Here is a 17,310-nt window from a genome sequence, read left to right on the forward strand (position 1 = left end):
CCCGTGCTGCTGCACGGAGCGTCGGGCGCCGCGCCGCTCAATCCGCGACGCCGCGCGTCGCTCGTCAGCCGAGCCCATCTTGTCCGAATTCGCTTCCCCCGCCGGCGTGCACGAGCCGGCCGTCAACTGGCGCGCGATGTCCGCCGTGCTGCTGGCCGTCGCGCTCGCGACGCTCGACACCGCGATCGCGAACACCGCGCTGCCCGCGATCGCCGCCGACCTGCACGCGTCGCCGGCCGCGTCCGTGTGGATCATCAACGCGTACCAGCTCGCGATGGTCGCGACGCTGCTGCCGTTCGCGTCGCTCGGCGACATCGTCGGCCACAAGCGCGTGTATGTCGCCGGGCTGGCGGTGTTCACGCTGGCGTCGCTCGGTTGTTCGCTCGCGGCCACGCTGCCGATGCTGACGGCCGCGCGCATCGTGCAAGGCTTCGGCGCGAGCGCGATCATGAGCGTGAACGTCGCGCTGATCCGCGGCCTGTTCCCCGCGCACCGGCTCGGGCGCGGCGTCGGCTTCAACGCGCTCGTCGTCGGCGTGTCGTTCGCGGTGGGGCCGACGATCGCGTCGCTGATTCTCTCGGTGGCCGCATGGCCGTGGCTGTTCGCGGTGAACGTGCCGCTCGGCGTGTTCGCGCTCGCCGTGGCGATTCCGTCGCTGCCGCGGACGGCGCGCGGCAAGCATGTATTCGATCCGGTCGCCGCGCTGTTCAACGTGATCACGTTCGCATCGCTGATCTTCGCGCTCGGCGAATTCGCGCAGCGCGGGCCGCGCTCCGTCGTGTTCGCGGCGGCCGCGGTGGCATTCGCGTTCGGCTGGCTGCTGATCCGCCGCCAGGCCGGGCACCCGGCGCCGATGCTGCCGATCGACCTGTTCCGCCGGCCCGTGTTCACGCTGTCCGCGCTGACCGCCGTGTGCGCGTTCGCCGCGCAGGGGCTTGCGTTCGTGTCGCTGCCGTTCTATTTCGAAACCGTCCTGCATCGCAGCGCGGTCGAAACGGGCTTCCTGATGACGCCGTGGTCGGCGGTCGTCGCGCTCGCCGCGCCGATCGCGGGGCGGCTGTCGGATCGTTATCCGCCCGGGCTGCTCGGCGCGATCGGCCTCGCGCTGCTGAGTGCGGGGATGGTGTCGCTCGCCGCGCTGCCGGTGTCGCCGGGCGTCGTCGACATCGGCTGGCGGATGATGCTGTGCGGCGCGGGCTTCGGCTTCTTCCAGTCGCCGAACCTGAAGGCGCTGATGTCGAGCGCGCCGCCCGAACGCAGCGGCGGCGCGAGCGGGATCATCGCGACCGCGCGGCTGATCGGGCAGGCCACGGGCGCGGCGCTGGTTGCATTGTCGTTCGGGATCGCGGGCCGCCACGGGCCGACGCTTGCGTTGATGCTCGGTGCGGGGTTCGCGGGCGCGGCGAGCGTCGCGAGCGGGCTGCGGCTGTTCGCGCCGTCGCATCGGGCCGGCGCGCCGGTCGTGTCGGAGCGCGTGAAGGAGCCGGCGGCGGAGTAGCGCGCGGCACGGTTACAGCCGGCGCGCGGCAAGCCATCGCCGCGCGCCGGCTTTCATGCATCGCTCAGAACCCGCCCGACTTGATCAACTGGTTGAGGTTCGCGATGTTCAGGCTGCCGAAGCCGGTCGTCAGATCCCAGCCGGTGCCGGCCTTGTAGCCATACCCCTGATAGCCGTTGTTGCCCGACACGACGTCATAGCGCACGAGCGACGGATGCGACGGAATGTCCGCATAGAAGTTGCCGGCCGGGAAGCCGAGGCCCGTGCCGTTCGCCGCGAGCAGCCGCGCCCAGAAGCCCGTGAAGATCGGTGCGGCGAGACTCGTGCCGCCAATCTGCTGCAACTGGCCGTAGTTGTAGATGTACGCGCCCGTGCTTTGCGCGGCATCGAACGCGACGTCCGGCAACCGGCGATTGCTGCCCGATTGCCACGACGGCGCGGGCAGGATCGAGCTGACGCCGCCGCCCGTTGCCCACAGCTTGCCGTTCGAATCGAGCCCTTCGTTCCACACGGTCTCGTTCGAGAACGCACCGGCCGACGTCGTGTACAGCGTCGTGCCGCCGATCGCGAGCACGTGCGGCGACGAAGCCGGCCACGACACCGTGTAGTTCGAGCCGTCCGGATAGCCGCGGTTGTTGCACTCGTACACGCCTTCGTCGCCCGACGATACCGAGAACGTCTGGCCTTGCGCGGCTGCCGTCGTGAAGATCTGTTCCTCGGCGTCGAGCGTGCCGTCCGCGTCCGCATCGGTTTCGCACCAGCCGAGCGAGACGTTGATCACCTTCGCGGTGTTGTCCGACACCGCGCGGTTGAACGCCTGCGTGAGGCCGGTGTTGCCGGCGGCGTTCAGATCGGCCATGTAGAACACCAGCTTGCCGACCTGGCCGCCGGCCGAGCCGACGATCGACTGGCTGTCGAGATCCCATTCGCCCTGGCCGTCCTGGTCGTCGGCGTAGCTGCCGCCCGTGCCGTTGGTCTTGACGGTCTGCGTCGAGACCGTGCCGTAGCCGTTGCTCGACGTGAACTGCTTCAGGTCCTGCAGCGTCTGCGACACGCCGCCGATCGTGATGATGCCGACGGTCACGCCAGCGGCGGTCGGCACGCCGGTCGCGTTGTAGAGGCCCGGGAATTCCTTCGGATAGTGGCCCGTCGCCGTGCCGGCCGCGAGCGCCTGCGGCTTCGCCACGTTGCCGATGCGCAGCATCGGCCGCGCCCGCGCGACACTTTGCAGCCCGAGCACCGAGCCGACGACGTCGCCGAGTGCGCGCGGCACCTGTGCGGTCGACGTGTTGGCGAAGCCCGAGCGGCCCGCGTACTCGAAGTGCACGAGCGACGTGTTGAACGCGGCCTTCACCGTGCCGGCCGTGCCGCTGGCGGAGACCAGCAGGCGGTTCGGCGCGACCTCGACATTCGTGAAGCCGCTCTTGTGCAGATAGTCGACGACCGACTTCACCTGCGCATCGGTCGGCGCGTAGTCCGCGAGGAACTGCTCGTGCGTCAGGTACTGGCGGTAATGCGCGCTGCCGGGCCGGTTCACGTCGCGCGCCAGCTGCTTGAGCTGCGCGGCGTTGCGCAGCTTCAGGCTGACGACGACGTTGGTCGTCTCGCCGGCCGCGAGTTCGAGCGACGGCGCCGCACTGCGCGCCATCAACTGCGGGCCGGTCAGAAAGGCTTTCGTATGGGTATCGACCCAATCCGTCGCCGCATGCGCCGCAGCGGCGGCGAACACGAGCGGTGCCACGCACGCCAGGCGGCGGGGCGACGGAAGGGGAAGGGCAAACCAGGCGTTCCTTTTCATCGGGAGTCCTTTTTTAGGAGAGGCGACGTTACTGGAACCCCCGGCCCTTGTGGGGCCGCGAGCGGTGACGAGCGTAGGGCGTCGATGCCGTTCGGGTAGCTGCCAGTTTCCATAGCTGTCAGTTCTGACAACCGGACGCATGGCGGGCACGCGCGGCGGCGTACGCGACGGCGATGGTGGGCCCGGTGAGCGAACCGGTTTGCGGTACGACGGCGCGGCAACGCGCGTCGCTCGCACACACGAGCCGTTCGTTGCAGCATCGGAATGTGCGCGGTCCCGGAAGGGCGCGCCGCATGGATGCATGGCGTGTGCGTGTCAATGGCTGCGCGCCGTATCGCACTATGTGGTCATTGGAAGCGACTCGTCAGGAACGGATTCGCGCATGCACAACGACGGGGCCGGTGGAGCCCGGATGTTTCCCGAACTGTGGAACAGCGCGCCGGGCAGTCTTGCAGGCGGCTTTCGGATCGCGTGGCGCGACTGCGGATTAGAGGAGAGTCTCGAATTCGACGAAGGCCGCGTGCCGGCGCGACCGAGCGATGCGTGCGCCGAATCGAACGGCGCCGTTCGCGAAATCCCGCCTTGACTCAAGCCGATCAGCGGATATTCTTGAATTCATAACCACAGAGTTATGAATTGTGACCGATATGCAGAATGCACACGACACGCTTTTCCGGACACTCGCCGATCCGACGCGCCGCGCGCTTTTCGAGCGGCTGTGCGCGGAGGGCGAGCTGACGGTTGCCGCGCTCACGGCCGATGCGGGCGTGTCGCAGCCGGCCGTGTCGAAGCACCTTGGCGTACTGAAGCAGGCCGGGCTCGTGAACGACCGTCACGAAGGCCGGCAGACGCACTACAGCGCGCAGCCGCAGGCGCTGGCCCCGTTGATCGACTGGACGAGCCAGATGGCGGGCTTCTGGCGGAGCCGGTTCGATGCCCTTGAAGATCTGCTCAAAAGGATGGATCAGTAATGAACCAAGCCACTACCGAAACCCGCTCCGTCGTCGTCGACCGGGAGCTGCCCCATCCGCCGGAGAAGATCTGGCGCGCGCTCACCCAACCGCACCTGATCGAGGCGTGGCTGATGAAGAGCGACTTCGAGCCCGTCGCGGGCCGGGCGTTCAGCTTCCGGGCGGACTGGGGCTCGGTCGACTGCACGGTCCTCACGATCGAGCCGCACCGCGCGCTGTCCTATACGTGGGCCGCCCACGGCCTCGAAAGCGTCGTGACGTGGACACTCACGCCGACGCCTGCCGGCACGCGCCTGCGCATGGAGCAGGTCGGCTTCCGGCCCGATCAGGAGCAGGCGTATCGCGGCGCGCAGTACGGCTGGGTACGGTTCCTCGACGCGCTCGAACAGGTGCTGGCGCGCCCCGACGCGCAAACGGAGGCCCGCGCATGAGTACGCGTGCCAACGAGCTGCAACCGTCCGAGCGCATCGACGCGCTGATCGCCGGCATCGCCGACTGGCGCGGCGAGACGCTCGCCGACCTGCGCCAGACGATCCTCGATGCGCAAGCGGGCATCGTCGAGGAATGGAAGTGGATGGGCAGCCCCGTGTGGTCGTGCGACGGGATGATCGCGGTCGCGAACGCGCACAAGGGCAAGGTGAAGCTGACGTTCATGCACGGCGCGCACCTGCCCGATCCCGACGGGTTGTTCAATGCGGGCCTCGAAGGGAACGCGCGTCGCGCGATCGATTTTGTCGAAGGCGACGAGATCGACAAGCGGGCCTTGAAGCACCTCGTGCGTGCGGCAATCGAATACAACCGCATGCATTTGAAGAAGAACGCGCGAGGGGCGGCCGCGAAGGCGCGCGGCGACAAGGCGGCGTAAGGCCGCATCGAGCACCGGCGAAAAAAAGCCCGACACGAGGTCGGGCATCCAAATCGGCCGCAACCGCCCGCGAGGCGGCTGCGGCACCTGCAACAGGCAGCGCTTACGCTGCGAGCAGCGAGCGCAGCACGAACGGCAGGATCCCGCCGTGCTTGTAGTAGTCGACTTCGATCGGCGTATCGATGCGCAGCAGCACCGGCACGCGCTGCGTTTCGCCGTTCTTGCGATGGATCACGAGCGTGACGTCCTGCTGCGGCTTGAAATCGTCGCCGAGGCCTTCGATGTCGTACGTCTCTTCGCCGGTGATGCCGAGCGACTGGACGCTGTCCGCGCCCTTGAACTGCAGCGGCAGCACGCCCATGCCGACCAGGTTCGAGCGGTGGATGCGCTCGAAGCTGCGTGCGATCACGGCCTTCACGCCGAGCAACTGCGTGCCCTTCGCGGCCCAGTCGCGCGACGAGCCCGTGCCGTACTCCTCGCCCGCGAACACGACGGTGGGCGTGCCGGCGGCGACGTACCGCATCGCCGCGTCGTAGATCGACTGCTGTTCGCCGCTCGGCTGGTGGATCGTCAGGCCGCCTTCGACGCGCGTGCCGTCCGGCTTCGCCGGGATCATCAGGTTCTTGATCCGGACGTTCGCGAACGTGCCGCGCATCATCACGTCGTGGTTGCCGCGGCGCGAGCCGTAGCTGTTGAAGTCGGCCTTCTGCACGCCGTTTTCCTTCAGCCACTTGCCGGCCGGCGAATCTTCCTTGATCGAGCCTGCCGGGCTGATGTGGTCGGTCGTGACCGAATCGCCGAAGATGCCCAGCGCGCGCGCGCCCTTGACGGTCGGGATCGACGCGGCCGGTTCCATCGAGAAGTCGTTGCCGAAGAACGGCGGCTCGGCGATGTACGTCGATTTCGGCCAGTCGTAGACCTCGCCCGTTTCGCCCTCGATCTTGCTCCAGAGGTCGCCCTTCTTGGTCAGCTTCGAGTAGTTGTCCTCGAACTTCTTCGGATCGAGCGCGAACTTGAGCAGCGCGTGGATCTCGTCGCTCGTCGGCCAGATGTCGCCGAGGTAGATGTCGCGGCCGCCCTTGCCCTTGCCGACCGGCTCGGTCATCAGGTCGCGCGTGATGTTGCCGGCGATCGCGTACGCGACGACGAGCGGCGGCGACGCGAGGAAGTTCGCGCGGATGTTCGGGTGGATGCGTGCTTCGAAGTTACGGTTGCCCGACAGCACGGCCGCCGCGACGATGTCGTTCTTCGTGATCGCTTCGTTCAGCTCCGGCGTCAGGTCGCCCGCGTTGCCGATACAGGTCGTGCAGCCGTACGCCGCGACTTCGAAGCCGAGCTTCGACAGGTAGGGCAGCAGGCCCGTCTTCGTCAGGTATTCGGTGACGATGCGCGATCCCGGCGCGAGCGAGGTCTTGATCTTCGGATCGACCGTGAGGCCGGCCTCGACCGCCTTCTTCGCGAGCAGGCCGGCCGCCAGCAGCACGCTCGGGTTCGACGTGTTCGTGCACGACGTGATCGCGGCGATCAGCACGTCGCCGTTCTTCACGTCGACGCCGTTGCTCGTCGTGTACTGCGTGTTCAGGTCTTCCGCCTTCTTCGCGAAGCCGTTTTCCGCGACCGGCTTCGAGAACAGGTCGGTGAACGTCGACTTGACGTGGCCGATCTCGATGCGGTCCTGCGGGCGCTTCGGGCCCGCCAGCGACGGCGCGACCGTCGCGAGGTCGAGCGTCACCGTCTTCGTGTAGTCGATGTCGCCGGCCTTCGGAATGCCGAACAGATTCTGCGCCTTGAAGTAGTTTTCGAACGCGGCGATTTCGGCCTTCGTGCGGCCCGTGCCTTCGAAGTACTCGATCGTCTTTTCGTCGACCGGGAAGAAGCCCATCGTCGCGCCGTATTCCGGCGCCATGTTGCCGATCGTCGCGCGGTCCGGCAGCGACAGCGAGCGCGTGCCTTCGCCGAAGAATTCGACGAACTTGCCGACGACCTTCTCCTTGCGCAGCATTTCCGTGATCGTCAGCACGAGGTCGGTGGCCGTCACGCCTTCGCGCAGCTTGCCCTTCAGCTCGACGCCGACGACGTCCGGCGTCAGGAAGTACACCGGCTGGCCGAGCATGCCGGCTTCCGCCTCGATGCCGCCCACGCCCCAGCCGACCACGCCGATGCCGTTGATCATCGTCGTGTGGCTGTCCGTGCCGACGAGGGTGTCCGGGTAGTACACGGTGTCGGCGCCGTCCGTCTTCTTGTGGACGCCGCGCGCGAGGTATTCGAGGTTCACCTGGTGGACGATGCCCACGCCCGGCGGCACGACCTTGAACGTGTCGAACGCCTGCATGCCCCACTTCATGAACTGGTAGCGCTCGTTGTTGCGCTGGAATTCCAGCTTCATGTTCAGGTCGAGCGCGTCCTTCTGGCGGAAGTAGTCGATCTGGACCGAGTGGTCGACGACGAGATCGACCGGGACCAGCGGCTCGATCTTCTTCGGGTTCTTGCCCGTGCGCTCGGCGACGCCGCGCATGGCCGCGATGTCGGCGAGCAGCGGCACGCCCGTGAAATCCTGCAGCACGACGCGCGACACGACGAACGGAATCTCGTCGACGCGCTTCGCGGTCGGCTTCCAGTTCGCGAGCTGCTCGATGTGCTCTTCGGTGATTTTCTTGCCGTCGTAGTTGCGCAGCACGGACTCGAGCACGATGCGGATCGACACCGGCAGGCGTTCGATCTTCGTCTTCAGTTCCTTGCCGAGCTGCGGCAGCGAGTAGAACTTGCCTTTGCCGGAACCGCTGTCGAATTCCTTGAGGGTCTTGTGGAGATTGTGGGCCATGGTGATTTTCCTGGGTTTGAGGCTAGGAAACAAAGAGTCCTGTATCTGACGGCTAGATCATATACAGATCGACGTACTCATCGACCGGCATCGCTTCGAGCTTTGCCTGGTCCAGCGACACGTCGAGAATCGCTTGTTGCTGCTTGGCCGGAAAGCGGCGGGCGAGGTTGGTCCTGAACTTCTCGACCAGCAGCGGGATGCCGTCCGCACGGCGCCGCCGATGGCCGAGCGGGTACTCGACCGCCACTTCGGCAAGCTTCGATCCGTCCGTGAACTCGATCGTCAGCGCATTCGCGATCGATCGCTTGTCCGGATCGTGATAATCCTTCGTGAATTGCGGATCCTCGACGCACACGGTCTTCGCGCGCAGCGCGTCGATGCGCGGGTCCGCCGCGGCCGAGTCTTCGTAGTCGGCCGCCGTCAGCCGGCCGAACAGCAGCGGCACGGCGACCATGTACTGGATGCAGTGGTCGCGATCGGCCGGATTGGCGAGCGGGCCCTGCTTGTCGATGATGCGGATCGCGGCCGCGTGCGTGCGGATCGTGATCCGGCCGATGTCGTCGGTCGTGCGGCCCGCCGCGGCGAGCCGCGCGTGCAGCAGCAGCGCGGCCTCGGCGGCCGTCTGCGCATGGAATTCGGCGGGGAACGCGATCTTGAACAGCACGTTTTCCATCACGTACGTGCCGTACGGGCGCTGGAAGCGGAACGGCTTGCCGTCGAACAGCACGTCGTAGAAGCCCCAGGTCTTCGCGGTGAGCGCCGACGGATAGCCCATTTCACCCGTTTTCGCGATCAGCGCGAGGCGCACCGCGCGGGACGTGGCGTCGCCGGCCGCCCAGGATTTGCGCGAACCGGTGTTCGGCGCATGGCGGTAGGTACGCAGCGCGTGGCCGTCGACGAACGCGTTGGAGACCGCGTTGATCAGCTCGTCGCGCGTAAGCCCGAGCAGGCGCCCGACGACGGCCGTCGACGCGACCTTCACGAGCAGCACGTGGTCGAGCCCGACCGCGTTGAACGAATTCTCGAGGGCAAGGCAGCCCTGGATCTCGTGGGCCTGGATCATCGCGACCAGCACGTCGCGCATCGCGAGCGGCTTGCGGCCGGCCGCGCGGGCCGTGCGGGAGAGCCAGTCGGCCGTCGCCAGGATCCCGCCGAGGTTGTCGGACGGATGACCCCATTCGGCGGCGAGCCAGGTGTCGTTGAAGTCCAGCCAGCGGATCATCGCGCCGATGCCGAACGCAGCCTGGACGGGATCGAGCTGGAAGGACGTGCCGGGCACCTTCGCGCCGTTCGGCACGATCGTGCCGGGCACGACGGGGCCGAGCAGCTTGGTGCAGGCAGGGTAGGACAGCGCCTCGAGTCCGCATCCGAGCGTGTCGATCAGGCAATGACGCGCCGTCTCCAGCGCGAGCGCGCTGTCGATGCCGGTGTTCAGCACGTAGTCGACGATGTCGACGAGTACCGTATCCGGAGCAGGGCGGACGTTGGAGACCGGGGCGGACATCGAGGGGCCGAGAGCGGAAAAACGCGCGCTTAGTTCGTTGCCGGCTTCAGTTCGTTCGCCTGCGTCGGCGCTGCGCCGCCTTGCGCCATTTCCGGCGTCACGCACTCGTCCGCGAGGCGCTCGCCGCCGTTCGCGTCGGAGAACAGCATCGCCTTGGTCGGGATCACGACCAGCTTGAAGCCTGCTGCCGGATCGTAGAACGTGTCGGCGCCCGTCGTCGTGGTCTGGCGCGGCAGCTTGTAGTTCTTCTTCGCCCAGTGAACCGTGACGACCTGGTCGCGCTTCATGTCGCCGGCGAGATCGAACGACAGACCTTCCTTGCAGGACCACTTGACCGCGCCTTCCGGCACCGGATCGACCTTGGCGGCCGCGCGCGCCTGCGCCTTCTTGCTGCGCGGGATGATGCGCTTGGCCGGCGCCGGGCGCTTGGCCGCTGCCTTCTTCGCGGTCGTGGTGGCCGTACCCTGGGCAAACGCGCTCGGAGCCGACACCAGCATCGTGGCGGACAAGGCGCCGATGGCGGTAGCGATCAGGAGTTTCTTCATGGAGTCAGAACCTTTCGATAATCAGTTGACAAGGGCCGGCAATCGACACTGCCGGCCGGTTTGAAACTGCACGCGCCCCGAAAGCGCGCAGCGGCCGCTATTTTCACCTATTTGGCCGCGCATATATCAGGTTTTCGGGCTCCGTTACGTTTTTTGTCGTTTCGCAAACGTCTGCCGGCTCGCGTGCCGGCGGATGCATGCAACGCGTGGCTCGGCCGGCGGCGCGCACTCAATGCGCGACGCCCGCGGCGGCCGGGCCGAACAGCGGCGCGGCCTCGGACGGTACGGGCTGGCCGGTGGCCCGCGCACGGCGCAGCACCGACCAGTAATAACGATAACTCGCGCGATCGTGCAGCGTATCGCCGTGGCGCGTCGGGCCCCAGTCGGCGGCCTGCGCGGCCAGCAGGATCTCGGCGGCCAGCGCGACTTCGTCGGTGCGCGGGGCGAACGCGTCGACGATCGGGCGGATCTGCGCGGGGTGAATGCTCCACATCCGCGTGAAGGCGAATTCGTCGCGCGCGCGGCGCGCATCGCCGGCGACCACGCTCATGTCGCGCACCTCGGTAGTCACATTGTGTGACGATGTTTTGCCGTGTGCGTGACAGGCCGCGGCGATTTCCAGCTTCGCGCGGCGCACGAGCGGGTGATCGAACTGGCCGGGCGAGCGCATCGCGGAGTCGGGGATCGCGCCGTGATGCGCGGAGACGAAATCCATCAGCCCGAAGCTCAGCGTGCCGACCGTCGGCAGCGCGGCGAGGGCGGCCGCCTGCGCGAGCGCGCCGTGCGTTTCGACCAGCACGTCGACAGGGATCGGTTGCGCGATGCCGAGCTCGCGGCGCGTGCCTTCGATGAACGCGGTCATTTCGGCCGCGTCGGCGGCGTTCGCGATCTTCGGCAGCGTGATGTAGGCCGGTACGCGCGCCGCGCGCAGCACGATGCGCACGTCGTCGCGCCAGTGCGGGTGGGAAAAGTCGTGGATGCGCACGCCGACGCGGCCGAAGCGGTTCTCGGCGCTGCCGAGCAGGTCGGCCACGAGCGCCGCGTGCGCGGCTTCCTGGCCGACGGCCGCGCCGTCCTCGCAGTCGAGCGTGAGGTCGAACACGGGACCCAGCTCGGCCTGCAGTGCGAGCGACTTGCGCATCAGCTTCTCGCTGCCCGCGTAGTGATCGCAGCAGGGCAGGATCGCGGGCGGGGACGCCCCGTCGTAGAGCACTTGTGCAGGAGTGAGCGCGGCCATCTCTTCTACGTCAGGGAAGCGGGTCAACGTGGAGAAAATCGGATTCGGGCAGGTTCTGGGCCGGCGAGAGGTGGCGCGAGGCGGTAAAACGTGCGCGAATCGGATCGCTCGGCGCGGGCCGGCGGCATGCCGGCCCGCGCCGAAGCCGGGCGCCCGAAGGCTGCCCGGCCCGATGCGTGATGCTTAGTTCTTCAGCAGGTGGGCGACGCCGTCGCGCTCTTCGAGCAGCTCGGCCAGCGTACCGTCCATCTTCTCGCGCGAGAACGCGTCGATTTCCAGGCCTTCGACGCGCTTGTATTCGCCGTTTTCGCAGGTGACCGGCACGCCGTAGATGATGTCTTCGGGGATGCCGTACGAGCCGTCCGACGGGATGCCCATCGTGACCCACTTGCCGTTCGTGCCGAGCACCCAGTCACGCACGTGGTCGATCGCCGCATTCGCCGCCGACGCTGCCGACGACAGGCCGCGCGCTTCGATGATCGCCGCGCCGCGCTTGCCGACGGTCGGGATGAACGTGTCGCGGTTCCACACGTCGTCGTTGATCAGCTTCAGCAGCGATTCGCCTTCGGCGGTCGCGAAGCGGAAGTCCGGGTACATCGTCGGCGAGTGGTTGCCCCACACGGCGAGCTTCTCGATCGACGCGACCGGCTTGCCCGACTTGGCGGCGAGCTGCGACAGCGCGCGGTTGTGGTCGAGGCGCAGCATGGCCGTGAAGTTCTTCTTCGGCAGATCCGGCGCCGACTTCATCGCGATGTACGCGTTCGTGTTCGCCGGGTTGCCGACGACCAGCACCTTCACGTCGCGGCTCGCGACTTCGTTCAGCGCGGCGCCCTGGACCGTGAAGATTTCGGCGTTCGCCGACAGCAGGTCCTTGCGCTCCATGCCCTTCGAGCGCGGACGTGCGCCGACCAGCAGCGCGACGTCGGCATCCTTGAACGCGACCTTCGGATCGTCGGTGATCACGACGCCCGCGAGCAGCGGGAACGCGCAATCGTCGAGTTCCATCACGACGCCTTTGACGGCGGCTTGGGCTTGCGGGAGGTCGAGCAGTTGCAGGATGACCGGCTGATCCTTGCCGAGCAGGTCGCCGTTCGCGATGCGGAACAGCAGGGAGTAAGCGATTTGACCTGCGGCGCCGGTGACGGCAACGCGCTTTGCGGGCTTAGCCATTGAAAATCTCCAGGACGGGTGAAGCGTTGGACGCGAGCGAAAACGCCATTCTATGCGCGTTGTGCGTAGCGTTGCATTGAAGCAGGGCGGAGGACTCGCGATGGCGGACGCGGTGAACCTGGAGACGGCCGTGGCACGTAGCCGGGGACGCGCTGTTGCACCCGCGAACCCTTGCTCGACCGGGAGTGTAGGAGCCGTCACGCGCAAAGTCAAACGGTATCATATGTCTTATATAAGACAGATGTTTTGCGGAAATTGAGTGGACGAAAAAGTGCGGTTTGTGATGAAATGCGCGCCATGACATCGAACCAGGCGAACACCGCGAATCAGACCGGCGCAGGCGGCCCAGGGCAGCCGGGCGCGGGCGATCCCGCGGCTTCGCCCGCGGCGGCCGCGTCGCCGACGTTCAGCCCGTTATACCAGCAGATCAAGTCGTTGATCACGCAGAGTCTCGAATCCGGCGAATGGAAGCCGGGCGAGATCATCCCGAGCGAAGTGGAGCTCGCGGCCCGTTACAAGGTCAGCCAGGGCACCGTTCGCAAGGCGATCGACGAGCTGGCCGCCGAAAACCTGGTGGTCAGGCGGCAGGGCAAGGGTACTTTTGTTGCAACGCACAACGAGGATCGCGCGCAATTCCGCTTTCTGCGTCTGCTGGCCGACGACGGCGCCGAGCACCCGCACGTGAGCCGTCTGCTCGAATGCCGGCGCCTGCGCGCGCCGGCCGAGATCGCGCGTCAGCTCGACCTGAAGCCCGCCGACCCCGTCGTGCAGGTGCGCCGCCTGCTGGAATTCGACGGCGAAGTGACGGTGCTCGACGAGATCTGGCTGCCGGGCGCGATGTTCCGCGGGCTGACGTTCGAGCGGTTGAGCGAATACAAGGGGCCGCTCTACGCGATGTTCGAGACGGAGTTCGGTACGCGGATGATCCGCGCGACGGAAAAGATCCGCGCGGTCGCGGCGGATCCGGCGGTGGCCGACCTGCTACACGTGCCGGCCGGTTTCCCGCTGCTGTCGGTCGAGCGCGTGTCCTATACGTACGGGGATCGGCCGGTGGAAGTGCGTCGCGGCTGGTATGTCACAACCGGGTACTACTATCAGAATGACTTGAGCTGACGACGTTCGGTTCAGCCGCGTGCATTCGCGTTTCCCACGCTCGCGAAGCACGTTTCGGGCCGCCTTTGTTCGTGTTCGCGCAATTATCCAGAGCAGACTTTCGCTGCAGCGCGATATGAAAAGGCGCTAAAATCGCGGATTAGTGTGACAACATAGTAGGGGTCTAGCATGACTGACGCAGTAAGAAAGCCGAGGCCGGAATACCGGAACATCGGAATCGGCGACATCACGTTGAAGTATCGCATGCCGCTGGCGGCGATACTGTCGATTCTCCACCGAGTCAGCGGCGCGCTGCTGTTCCTGTTCCTGCCGTTCCTGCTGTTCCTCTTCGACCAGAGCCTCACTTCCGAGCTCAGCTTCGAAGTCTTCAAGGCTTTCCTCTCCAACATCGTCGTCAAGCTGATCGTCCTCGCGTTGTCGTGGGCCTTCTTCCACCATTTCTGCGCCGGCATTCGCCACCTGCTGATGGACGTCAACCACGACGCCGTCTCGAAGGAAGGCGGCAAGCGGACGGCCGTCGTCGTCTTTGTCGTCTCGATCGCGCTGACGATCGCCATGGCACTCAAACTGTTCGGAGCATTCTAAGAAAATGGCAGCCAACAACCGAATCGGCTCGAAGCGCCTCGTCGTCGGCGCACACTACGGCCTGCGCGACTGGCTCGCGCAGCGCGTCACCGCCACGATTATGGCGGTCTACACGGTCATTCTGCTCGTCCTGTTCTTCGGCGCGCACGATTTTTCGTACGAAGGCTGGGCATCGATCTTCGCCGCGCAATGGATGAAGCTCGCGACCTTCGTGATGCTGCTTTCCCTCTTCTACCACGCATGGGTCGGCGTGCGCGACATCTGGATGGACTACGTGAAGCCCGTCGGTGTGCGCCTGCTGCTGCAATCGCTGACCATCGTCTGGCTGCTCGCATGTGCGGGCTACGCCGCGCAGATTCTCTGGAGAGTGTAAAGAATGGCTGCAATCAAAACTTCCCTCCCGCGCCGCAAGTTTGACGTCGTGATCGTCGGCGCGGGCGGCTCCGGCTTGCGCGCGGCGCTGCAACTGTCGCGCGCGGGCCTGTCGGTCGGCGTGCTGTCGAAGGTGTTCCCGACCCGTTCGCACACGGTCGCCGCGCAAGGCGGGATCGGCGCGTCGCTCGGCAACATGAGCGAAGACAACTGGCACTACCACTTCTACGACACGATCAAGGGTTCCGACTGGCTCGGCGACCAGGACGCGATCGAGTTCATGTGCCGCGAAGCGCCGAACGTCGTGTACGAACTCGAGCACTTCGGCATGCCGTTCGACCGTAACGCGGACGGCACGATCTACCAGCGTCCGTTCGGCGGCCATACCGCGAACTACGGCGAGAAGCCGGTCCAGCGCGCTTGCGCGGCCGCCGACCGTACCGGTCACGCGCTGCTGCACACGCTGTACCAGCAGAACGTCGAGGCAAAGACGCAGTTCTTCGTCGAATGGATGGCGCTCGACCTGATCCGCGACGCGGACGGCGACGTGCTCGGCGTGACGGCCCTCGAGATGGAGACGGGCGACGTCTACATCATGGAAGGCAAGACGACGCTGTTCGCGACGGGCGGCGCAGGCCGGATCTTCGCGGCATCGACGAACGCGTTCATCAACACCGGCGACGGCCTCGGCATGGCGGCCCGCTCGGGCATCGCGCTGCAGGACATGGAGTTCTGGCAGTTCCACCCGACCGGCGTGGCCGGCGCGGGCGTGCTGATCACCGAAGGCGTGCGCGGCGAAGGCGGCATCCTGCGCAACGCGAACGGCGAGCGCTTCATGGAACGCTACGCACCGACGCTGAAGGATCTGGCGCCGCGTGACTTCGTGTCGCGCTCGATGGACCAGGAAATCAAGGAAGGCCGCGGCGTCGGTCCGAACAAGGATCACGTGCTGCTCGACCTGTCGCACATCGGCGCCGAGACGATCATGAAGCGTCTGCCGTCGATCCGCGAAATCGCGCTGAAGTTCGCGAACGTCGACGCGATCAAGGAGCCGATCCCGGTCGTCCCGACGATCCACTACCAGATGGGCGGCATCCCGACCAACATCCACGGTCAGGTCGTCGGCACGTCGCGCGATCACAAGGAACCGGTCAACGGCTTCTACGCAGTGGGCGAATGCTCGTGCGTGTCGGTGCACGGCGCGAACCGTCTCGGCACGAACTCGCTGCTGGACCTCGTGGTGTTCGGCCGCGCGGCCGGCAACCACATCGTCCAGCACGTGAAGAACCAGAAGGAACACAAGCCGCTGCCGGCGGATGCGGGCGAGTTCTCGCTCGCGCGCCTGAACAAGCTCGACAAGTCGAGCTCGGGCGAGTACACGCAGGACGTCGCGAACGACATCCGCGCGACGATGCAGAAGCACGCAGGCGTGTTCCGCACGTCGGCGCTGCTGAAGGAAGGCGTCGACCAGATGGCCGGCCTGAAGGCGCGCGTGGAAAACATCCACCTGAAGGACAAGTCGAAGGTGTTCAACACCGCGCGCGTCGAAGCGCTCGAGCTGGAGAACCTGATCGAAGTGGCCCGCGCAACGATGGTGTCGGCGGAGGCGCGCAAGGAAAGCCGCGGCGCGCACGCGCACAGCGACTACGAACACCGCGACGACGAGAACTGGCTGCGCCACACGCTGTGGTACAGCGAAGGCGACCGCCTCGACTACAAGCCGGTTCAAATGAAGCCGCTGACGGTCGATTCCGTGCCGCCGAAGCCGCGCACGTTCTAAGCCGAGTCAAAGGAATCCGAAATGGCAAAACGCATTTTTGAAGTCTACCGCTACGATCCGGACAAGGACGCAGCGCCGCGCATGCAGACGTACGAGCTCGAGATCCAGCATGAGCGCATGCTGCTCGACGCACTGGTCAAGCTGAAGGCACTGGACGAGACGCTGTCGTTCCGCCGTTCGTGCCGCGAAGGCGTGTGCGGTTCGGACGCGATGAACATCAACGGCAAGAACGGTCTCGCGTGCCTGACGAACCTGAACGACCTGCCGCACAAGATCGTGCTGCGCCCGCTGCCGGGCCTGCCCGTCGTGCGCGACCTGATCGTCGACATGACGCACTTCTTCAACCAGTACCACTCGATCAAGCCGTACCTGATCAACGACGCGCCGCCGCCGGAGAAGGAACGCCTCCAGTCGCCGGAAGAGCGCGACGAGCTCGACGGCGTGTACGAGTGCATTCTGTGCGCGAGCTGCTCGACGTCGTGCCCGAGCTTCTGGTGGAACCCGGACAAGTTCGTCGGCCCGGCCGGCCTGCTGCAGGCTTACCGCTTCATCGCGGACAGCCGCGACACCGCCACCGGCGAGCGTCTCGACAACCTGGAAGACCCGTACCGTCTGTTCCGTTGCCATACGATCATGAACTGCGTCGACGTTTGCCCGAAGGGCTTGAACCCGACGAAGGCGATCGGCAAGATCAAGGAACTGATGGTTCGGCGCGCGGTATAAAGTTTGATGAGCGACGAATCGCATCAATCCGACCCGCACCGCCGCGCGCGCCTGCGCTGGCGCGCGCGGCGGGGTCTGCTGGAAAACGACATCGTATTCGAGCGTTTCTTCAGCCGATACGAGCATGACCTCACCGATGCAGACGTAGGCGCGTTGTCGCGCCTGCTCGATCTGAGCGACAACGACCTGATGGACTTGCTCCTCGCGCGCAAGGAACCAGAAGGCGACCTAGACAGCCCGGACATTCACCGGCTGTTGGAGATGCTGCGCAACGTGTGACGCCAAGGTGTAACGCGCTGCGCCCGTTATCGAATCCCGTTTCTTTATT

General features: G+C 66.2%; 16 protein-coding genes. 10 read left to right on the forward strand and 6 right to left on the reverse strand.

The features are described from left to right. Positions 1 to 79 precede the first annotated feature (79 nt). Positions 80 to 1,498, forward strand: coding sequence for an MFS transporter (locus CFB52_RS19790; RefSeq protein ID WP_099317243.1), 1,419 nt, complete (start codon positions 80 to 82; stop codon positions 1,496 to 1,498). A gap of 64 nt (positions 1,499 to 1,562) precedes the next feature. Here the strand turns inward: CFB52_RS19790 and CFB52_RS19795 are convergent, their stop codons facing one another. Next, the gene (locus tag CFB52_RS19795; RefSeq protein ID WP_099317244.1) at positions 1,563 to 3,296 is read right to left on the reverse strand and encodes a protease pro-enzyme activation domain-containing protein; all 1,734 of its coding nucleotides are present in this window, start codon (positions 3,294 to 3,296) and stop codon (positions 1,563 to 1,565) included. Between the two features lie 647 nt (positions 3,297 to 3,943). Between CFB52_RS19795 and CFB52_RS19805 the strand changes: the two genes are divergently transcribed. From CFB52_RS19805 to CFB52_RS19815, 3 genes are read left to right on the forward strand one after another with little or no spacing between them, the layout of a single operon-like run. Further along, positions 3,944 to 4,267: a helix-turn-helix transcriptional regulator gene (locus CFB52_RS19805; RefSeq protein WP_059582824.1), complete on the forward strand. Its 324-nt coding sequence runs from the start codon at positions 3,944 to 3,946 to the stop codon at positions 4,265 to 4,267. After that, positions 4,267 to 4,698: an SRPBCC domain-containing protein gene (locus CFB52_RS19810; RefSeq protein ID WP_059582822.1), complete on the forward strand. Its 432-nt coding sequence runs from the start codon at positions 4,267 to 4,269 to the stop codon at positions 4,696 to 4,698. The genes CFB52_RS19805 and CFB52_RS19810 overlap by 1 nt, the downstream gene beginning before the upstream one ends. Then, entirely contained in the window at positions 4,695 to 5,132 is a 438-nt protein-coding gene (locus CFB52_RS19815) for a DUF1801 domain-containing protein (protein ID WP_059582820.1), read from the forward strand. Before CFB52_RS19810 ends, CFB52_RS19815 begins: the two co-directional genes overlap by 4 nt. Before the next feature lie 103 nt (positions 5,133 to 5,235). Here the strand turns inward: CFB52_RS19815 and acnA are convergent, their stop codons facing one another. The 5 genes from acnA to CFB52_RS19840 form a co-directional block, all read right to left on the reverse strand. Beyond that, the gene (gene acnA, locus CFB52_RS19820) at positions 5,236 to 7,953 is read right to left on the reverse strand and encodes an aconitate hydratase AcnA (RefSeq protein WP_059582818.1); all 2,718 of its coding nucleotides are present in this window, start codon (positions 7,951 to 7,953) and stop codon (positions 5,236 to 5,238) included. Positions 7,954 to 8,005: 52 nt separating this feature from the next. Next, positions 8,006 to 9,457 carry a bifunctional 2-methylcitrate dehydratase/aconitate hydratase gene (locus tag CFB52_RS19825; RefSeq protein ID WP_059582817.1) on the reverse strand — a complete coding sequence of 484 codons (1,452 nt, stop codon included), beginning with the start codon at positions 9,455 to 9,457 and terminating at the stop codon, positions 8,006 to 8,008. A gap of 29 nt (positions 9,458 to 9,486) precedes the next feature. Further along, complete coding sequence (locus tag CFB52_RS19830) at positions 9,487 to 10,002, reverse strand: hypothetical protein (protein ID WP_059582813.1); 516 nt, start codon at positions 10,000 to 10,002, stop codon at positions 9,487 to 9,489. Between the two features lie 229 nt (positions 10,003 to 10,231). After that, a complete protein-coding gene (locus CFB52_RS19835) occupies positions 10,232 to 11,239 on the reverse strand; it encodes a CoA ester lyase (protein ID WP_059582810.1) in 1,008 nt (335 codons plus the stop codon). A gap of 183 nt (positions 11,240 to 11,422) precedes the next feature. Next, complete coding sequence (locus CFB52_RS19840) at positions 11,423 to 12,409, reverse strand: malate dehydrogenase (RefSeq protein ID WP_006487742.1); 987 nt, start codon at positions 12,407 to 12,409, stop codon at positions 11,423 to 11,425. 297 nt (positions 12,410 to 12,706) lie between these two features. Here CFB52_RS19840 and CFB52_RS19845 point away from each other — a divergent pair, with 297 nt between their 5' ends. The 6 genes from CFB52_RS19845 (at position 12,707) to CFB52_RS19870 (ending at position 17,261) form a co-directional block, all read left to right on the forward strand. Continuing rightward, on the forward strand, positions 12,707 to 13,522 hold the full coding sequence (locus CFB52_RS19845; protein ID WP_059583137.1) for a GntR family transcriptional regulator: 816 nt from the start codon (positions 12,707 to 12,709) through the stop codon (positions 13,520 to 13,522). 168 nt (positions 13,523 to 13,690) lie between these two features. Next, positions 13,691 to 14,107 carry a succinate dehydrogenase, cytochrome b556 subunit gene (gene sdhC / locus CFB52_RS19850; RefSeq protein WP_059582807.1) on the forward strand — a complete coding sequence of 139 codons (417 nt, stop codon included), beginning with the start codon at positions 13,691 to 13,693 and terminating at the stop codon, positions 14,105 to 14,107. A gap of 4 nt (positions 14,108 to 14,111) precedes the next feature. Then, a complete protein-coding gene (gene sdhD, locus CFB52_RS19855) occupies positions 14,112 to 14,480 on the forward strand; it encodes a succinate dehydrogenase, hydrophobic membrane anchor protein (RefSeq protein WP_006487767.1) in 369 nt (122 codons plus the stop codon). Between the two features lie 3 nt (positions 14,481 to 14,483). Continuing rightward, complete coding sequence (gene sdhA / locus CFB52_RS19860) at positions 14,484 to 16,259, forward strand: succinate dehydrogenase flavoprotein subunit (RefSeq protein WP_059582803.1); 1,776 nt, start codon at positions 14,484 to 14,486, stop codon at positions 16,257 to 16,259. Positions 16,260 to 16,280: 21 nt separating this feature from the next. After that, positions 16,281 to 16,982: a succinate dehydrogenase iron-sulfur subunit gene (locus CFB52_RS19865; RefSeq protein ID WP_059582800.1), complete on the forward strand. Its 702-nt coding sequence runs from the start codon at positions 16,281 to 16,283 to the stop codon at positions 16,980 to 16,982. Positions 16,983 to 16,988: 6 nt separating this feature from the next. Further along, positions 16,989 to 17,261 carry a succinate dehydrogenase assembly factor 2 gene (locus CFB52_RS19870; RefSeq protein WP_059582797.1) on the forward strand — a complete coding sequence of 91 codons (273 nt, stop codon included), beginning with the start codon at positions 16,989 to 16,991 and terminating at the stop codon, positions 17,259 to 17,261. Positions 17,262 to 17,310: the final 49 nt, after the last annotated feature.

It is taken from the genome of Burkholderia sp. AU18528 (assembly GCF_002223215.2).
Lineage (GTDB): Bacteria > Pseudomonadota > Gammaproteobacteria > Burkholderiales > Burkholderiaceae > Burkholderia > Burkholderia semiarida.

Coding starts and splice junctions, on each gene's coding strand:
- CFB52_RS19795 (WP_099317244.1), bottom strand. CDS start 3,296: ATGAAAAGGAACGCCTGGTTTGCCCTTCCCCTTCCGTCGCCCCGCCGC.
- CFB52_RS19805 (WP_059582824.1), top strand. CDS start 3,944: ATGCAGAATGCACACGACACGCTTTTCCGGACACTCGCCGATCCGACG.
- CFB52_RS19810 (WP_059582822.1), top strand. CDS start 4,267: ATGAACCAAGCCACTACCGAAACCCGCTCCGTCGTCGTCGACCGGGAG.
- CFB52_RS19815 (WP_059582820.1), top strand. CDS start 4,695: ATGAGTACGCGTGCCAACGAGCTGCAACCGTCCGAGCGCATCGACGCG.
- acnA (WP_059582818.1), bottom strand. CDS start 7,953: ATGGCCCACAATCTCCACAAGACCCTCAAGGAATTCGACAGCGGTTCC.
- CFB52_RS19825 (WP_059582817.1), bottom strand. CDS start 9,457: ATGTCCGCCCCGGTCTCCAACGTCCGCCCTGCTCCGGATACGGTACTC.
- CFB52_RS19830 (WP_059582813.1), bottom strand. CDS start 10,002: ATGAAGAAACTCCTGATCGCTACCGCCATCGGCGCCTTGTCCGCCACG.
- CFB52_RS19835 (WP_059582810.1), bottom strand. CDS start 11,239: ATGGCCGCGCTCACTCCTGCACAAGTGCTCTACGACGGGGCGTCCCCG.
- CFB52_RS19840 (WP_006487742.1), bottom strand. CDS start 12,409: ATGGCTAAGCCCGCAAAGCGCGTTGCCGTCACCGGCGCCGCAGGTCAA.
- CFB52_RS19845 (WP_059583137.1), top strand. CDS start 12,707: ATGACATCGAACCAGGCGAACACCGCGAATCAGACCGGCGCAGGCGGC.
- sdhC (WP_059582807.1), top strand. CDS start 13,691: ATGACTGACGCAGTAAGAAAGCCGAGGCCGGAATACCGGAACATCGGA.
- sdhD (WP_006487767.1), top strand. CDS start 14,112: ATGGCAGCCAACAACCGAATCGGCTCGAAGCGCCTCGTCGTCGGCGCA.
- sdhA (WP_059582803.1), top strand. CDS start 14,484: ATGGCTGCAATCAAAACTTCCCTCCCGCGCCGCAAGTTTGACGTCGTG.
- CFB52_RS19865 (WP_059582800.1), top strand. CDS start 16,281: ATGGCAAAACGCATTTTTGAAGTCTACCGCTACGATCCGGACAAGGAC.
- CFB52_RS19870 (WP_059582797.1), top strand. CDS start 16,989: ATGAGCGACGAATCGCATCAATCCGACCCGCACCGCCGCGCGCGCCTG.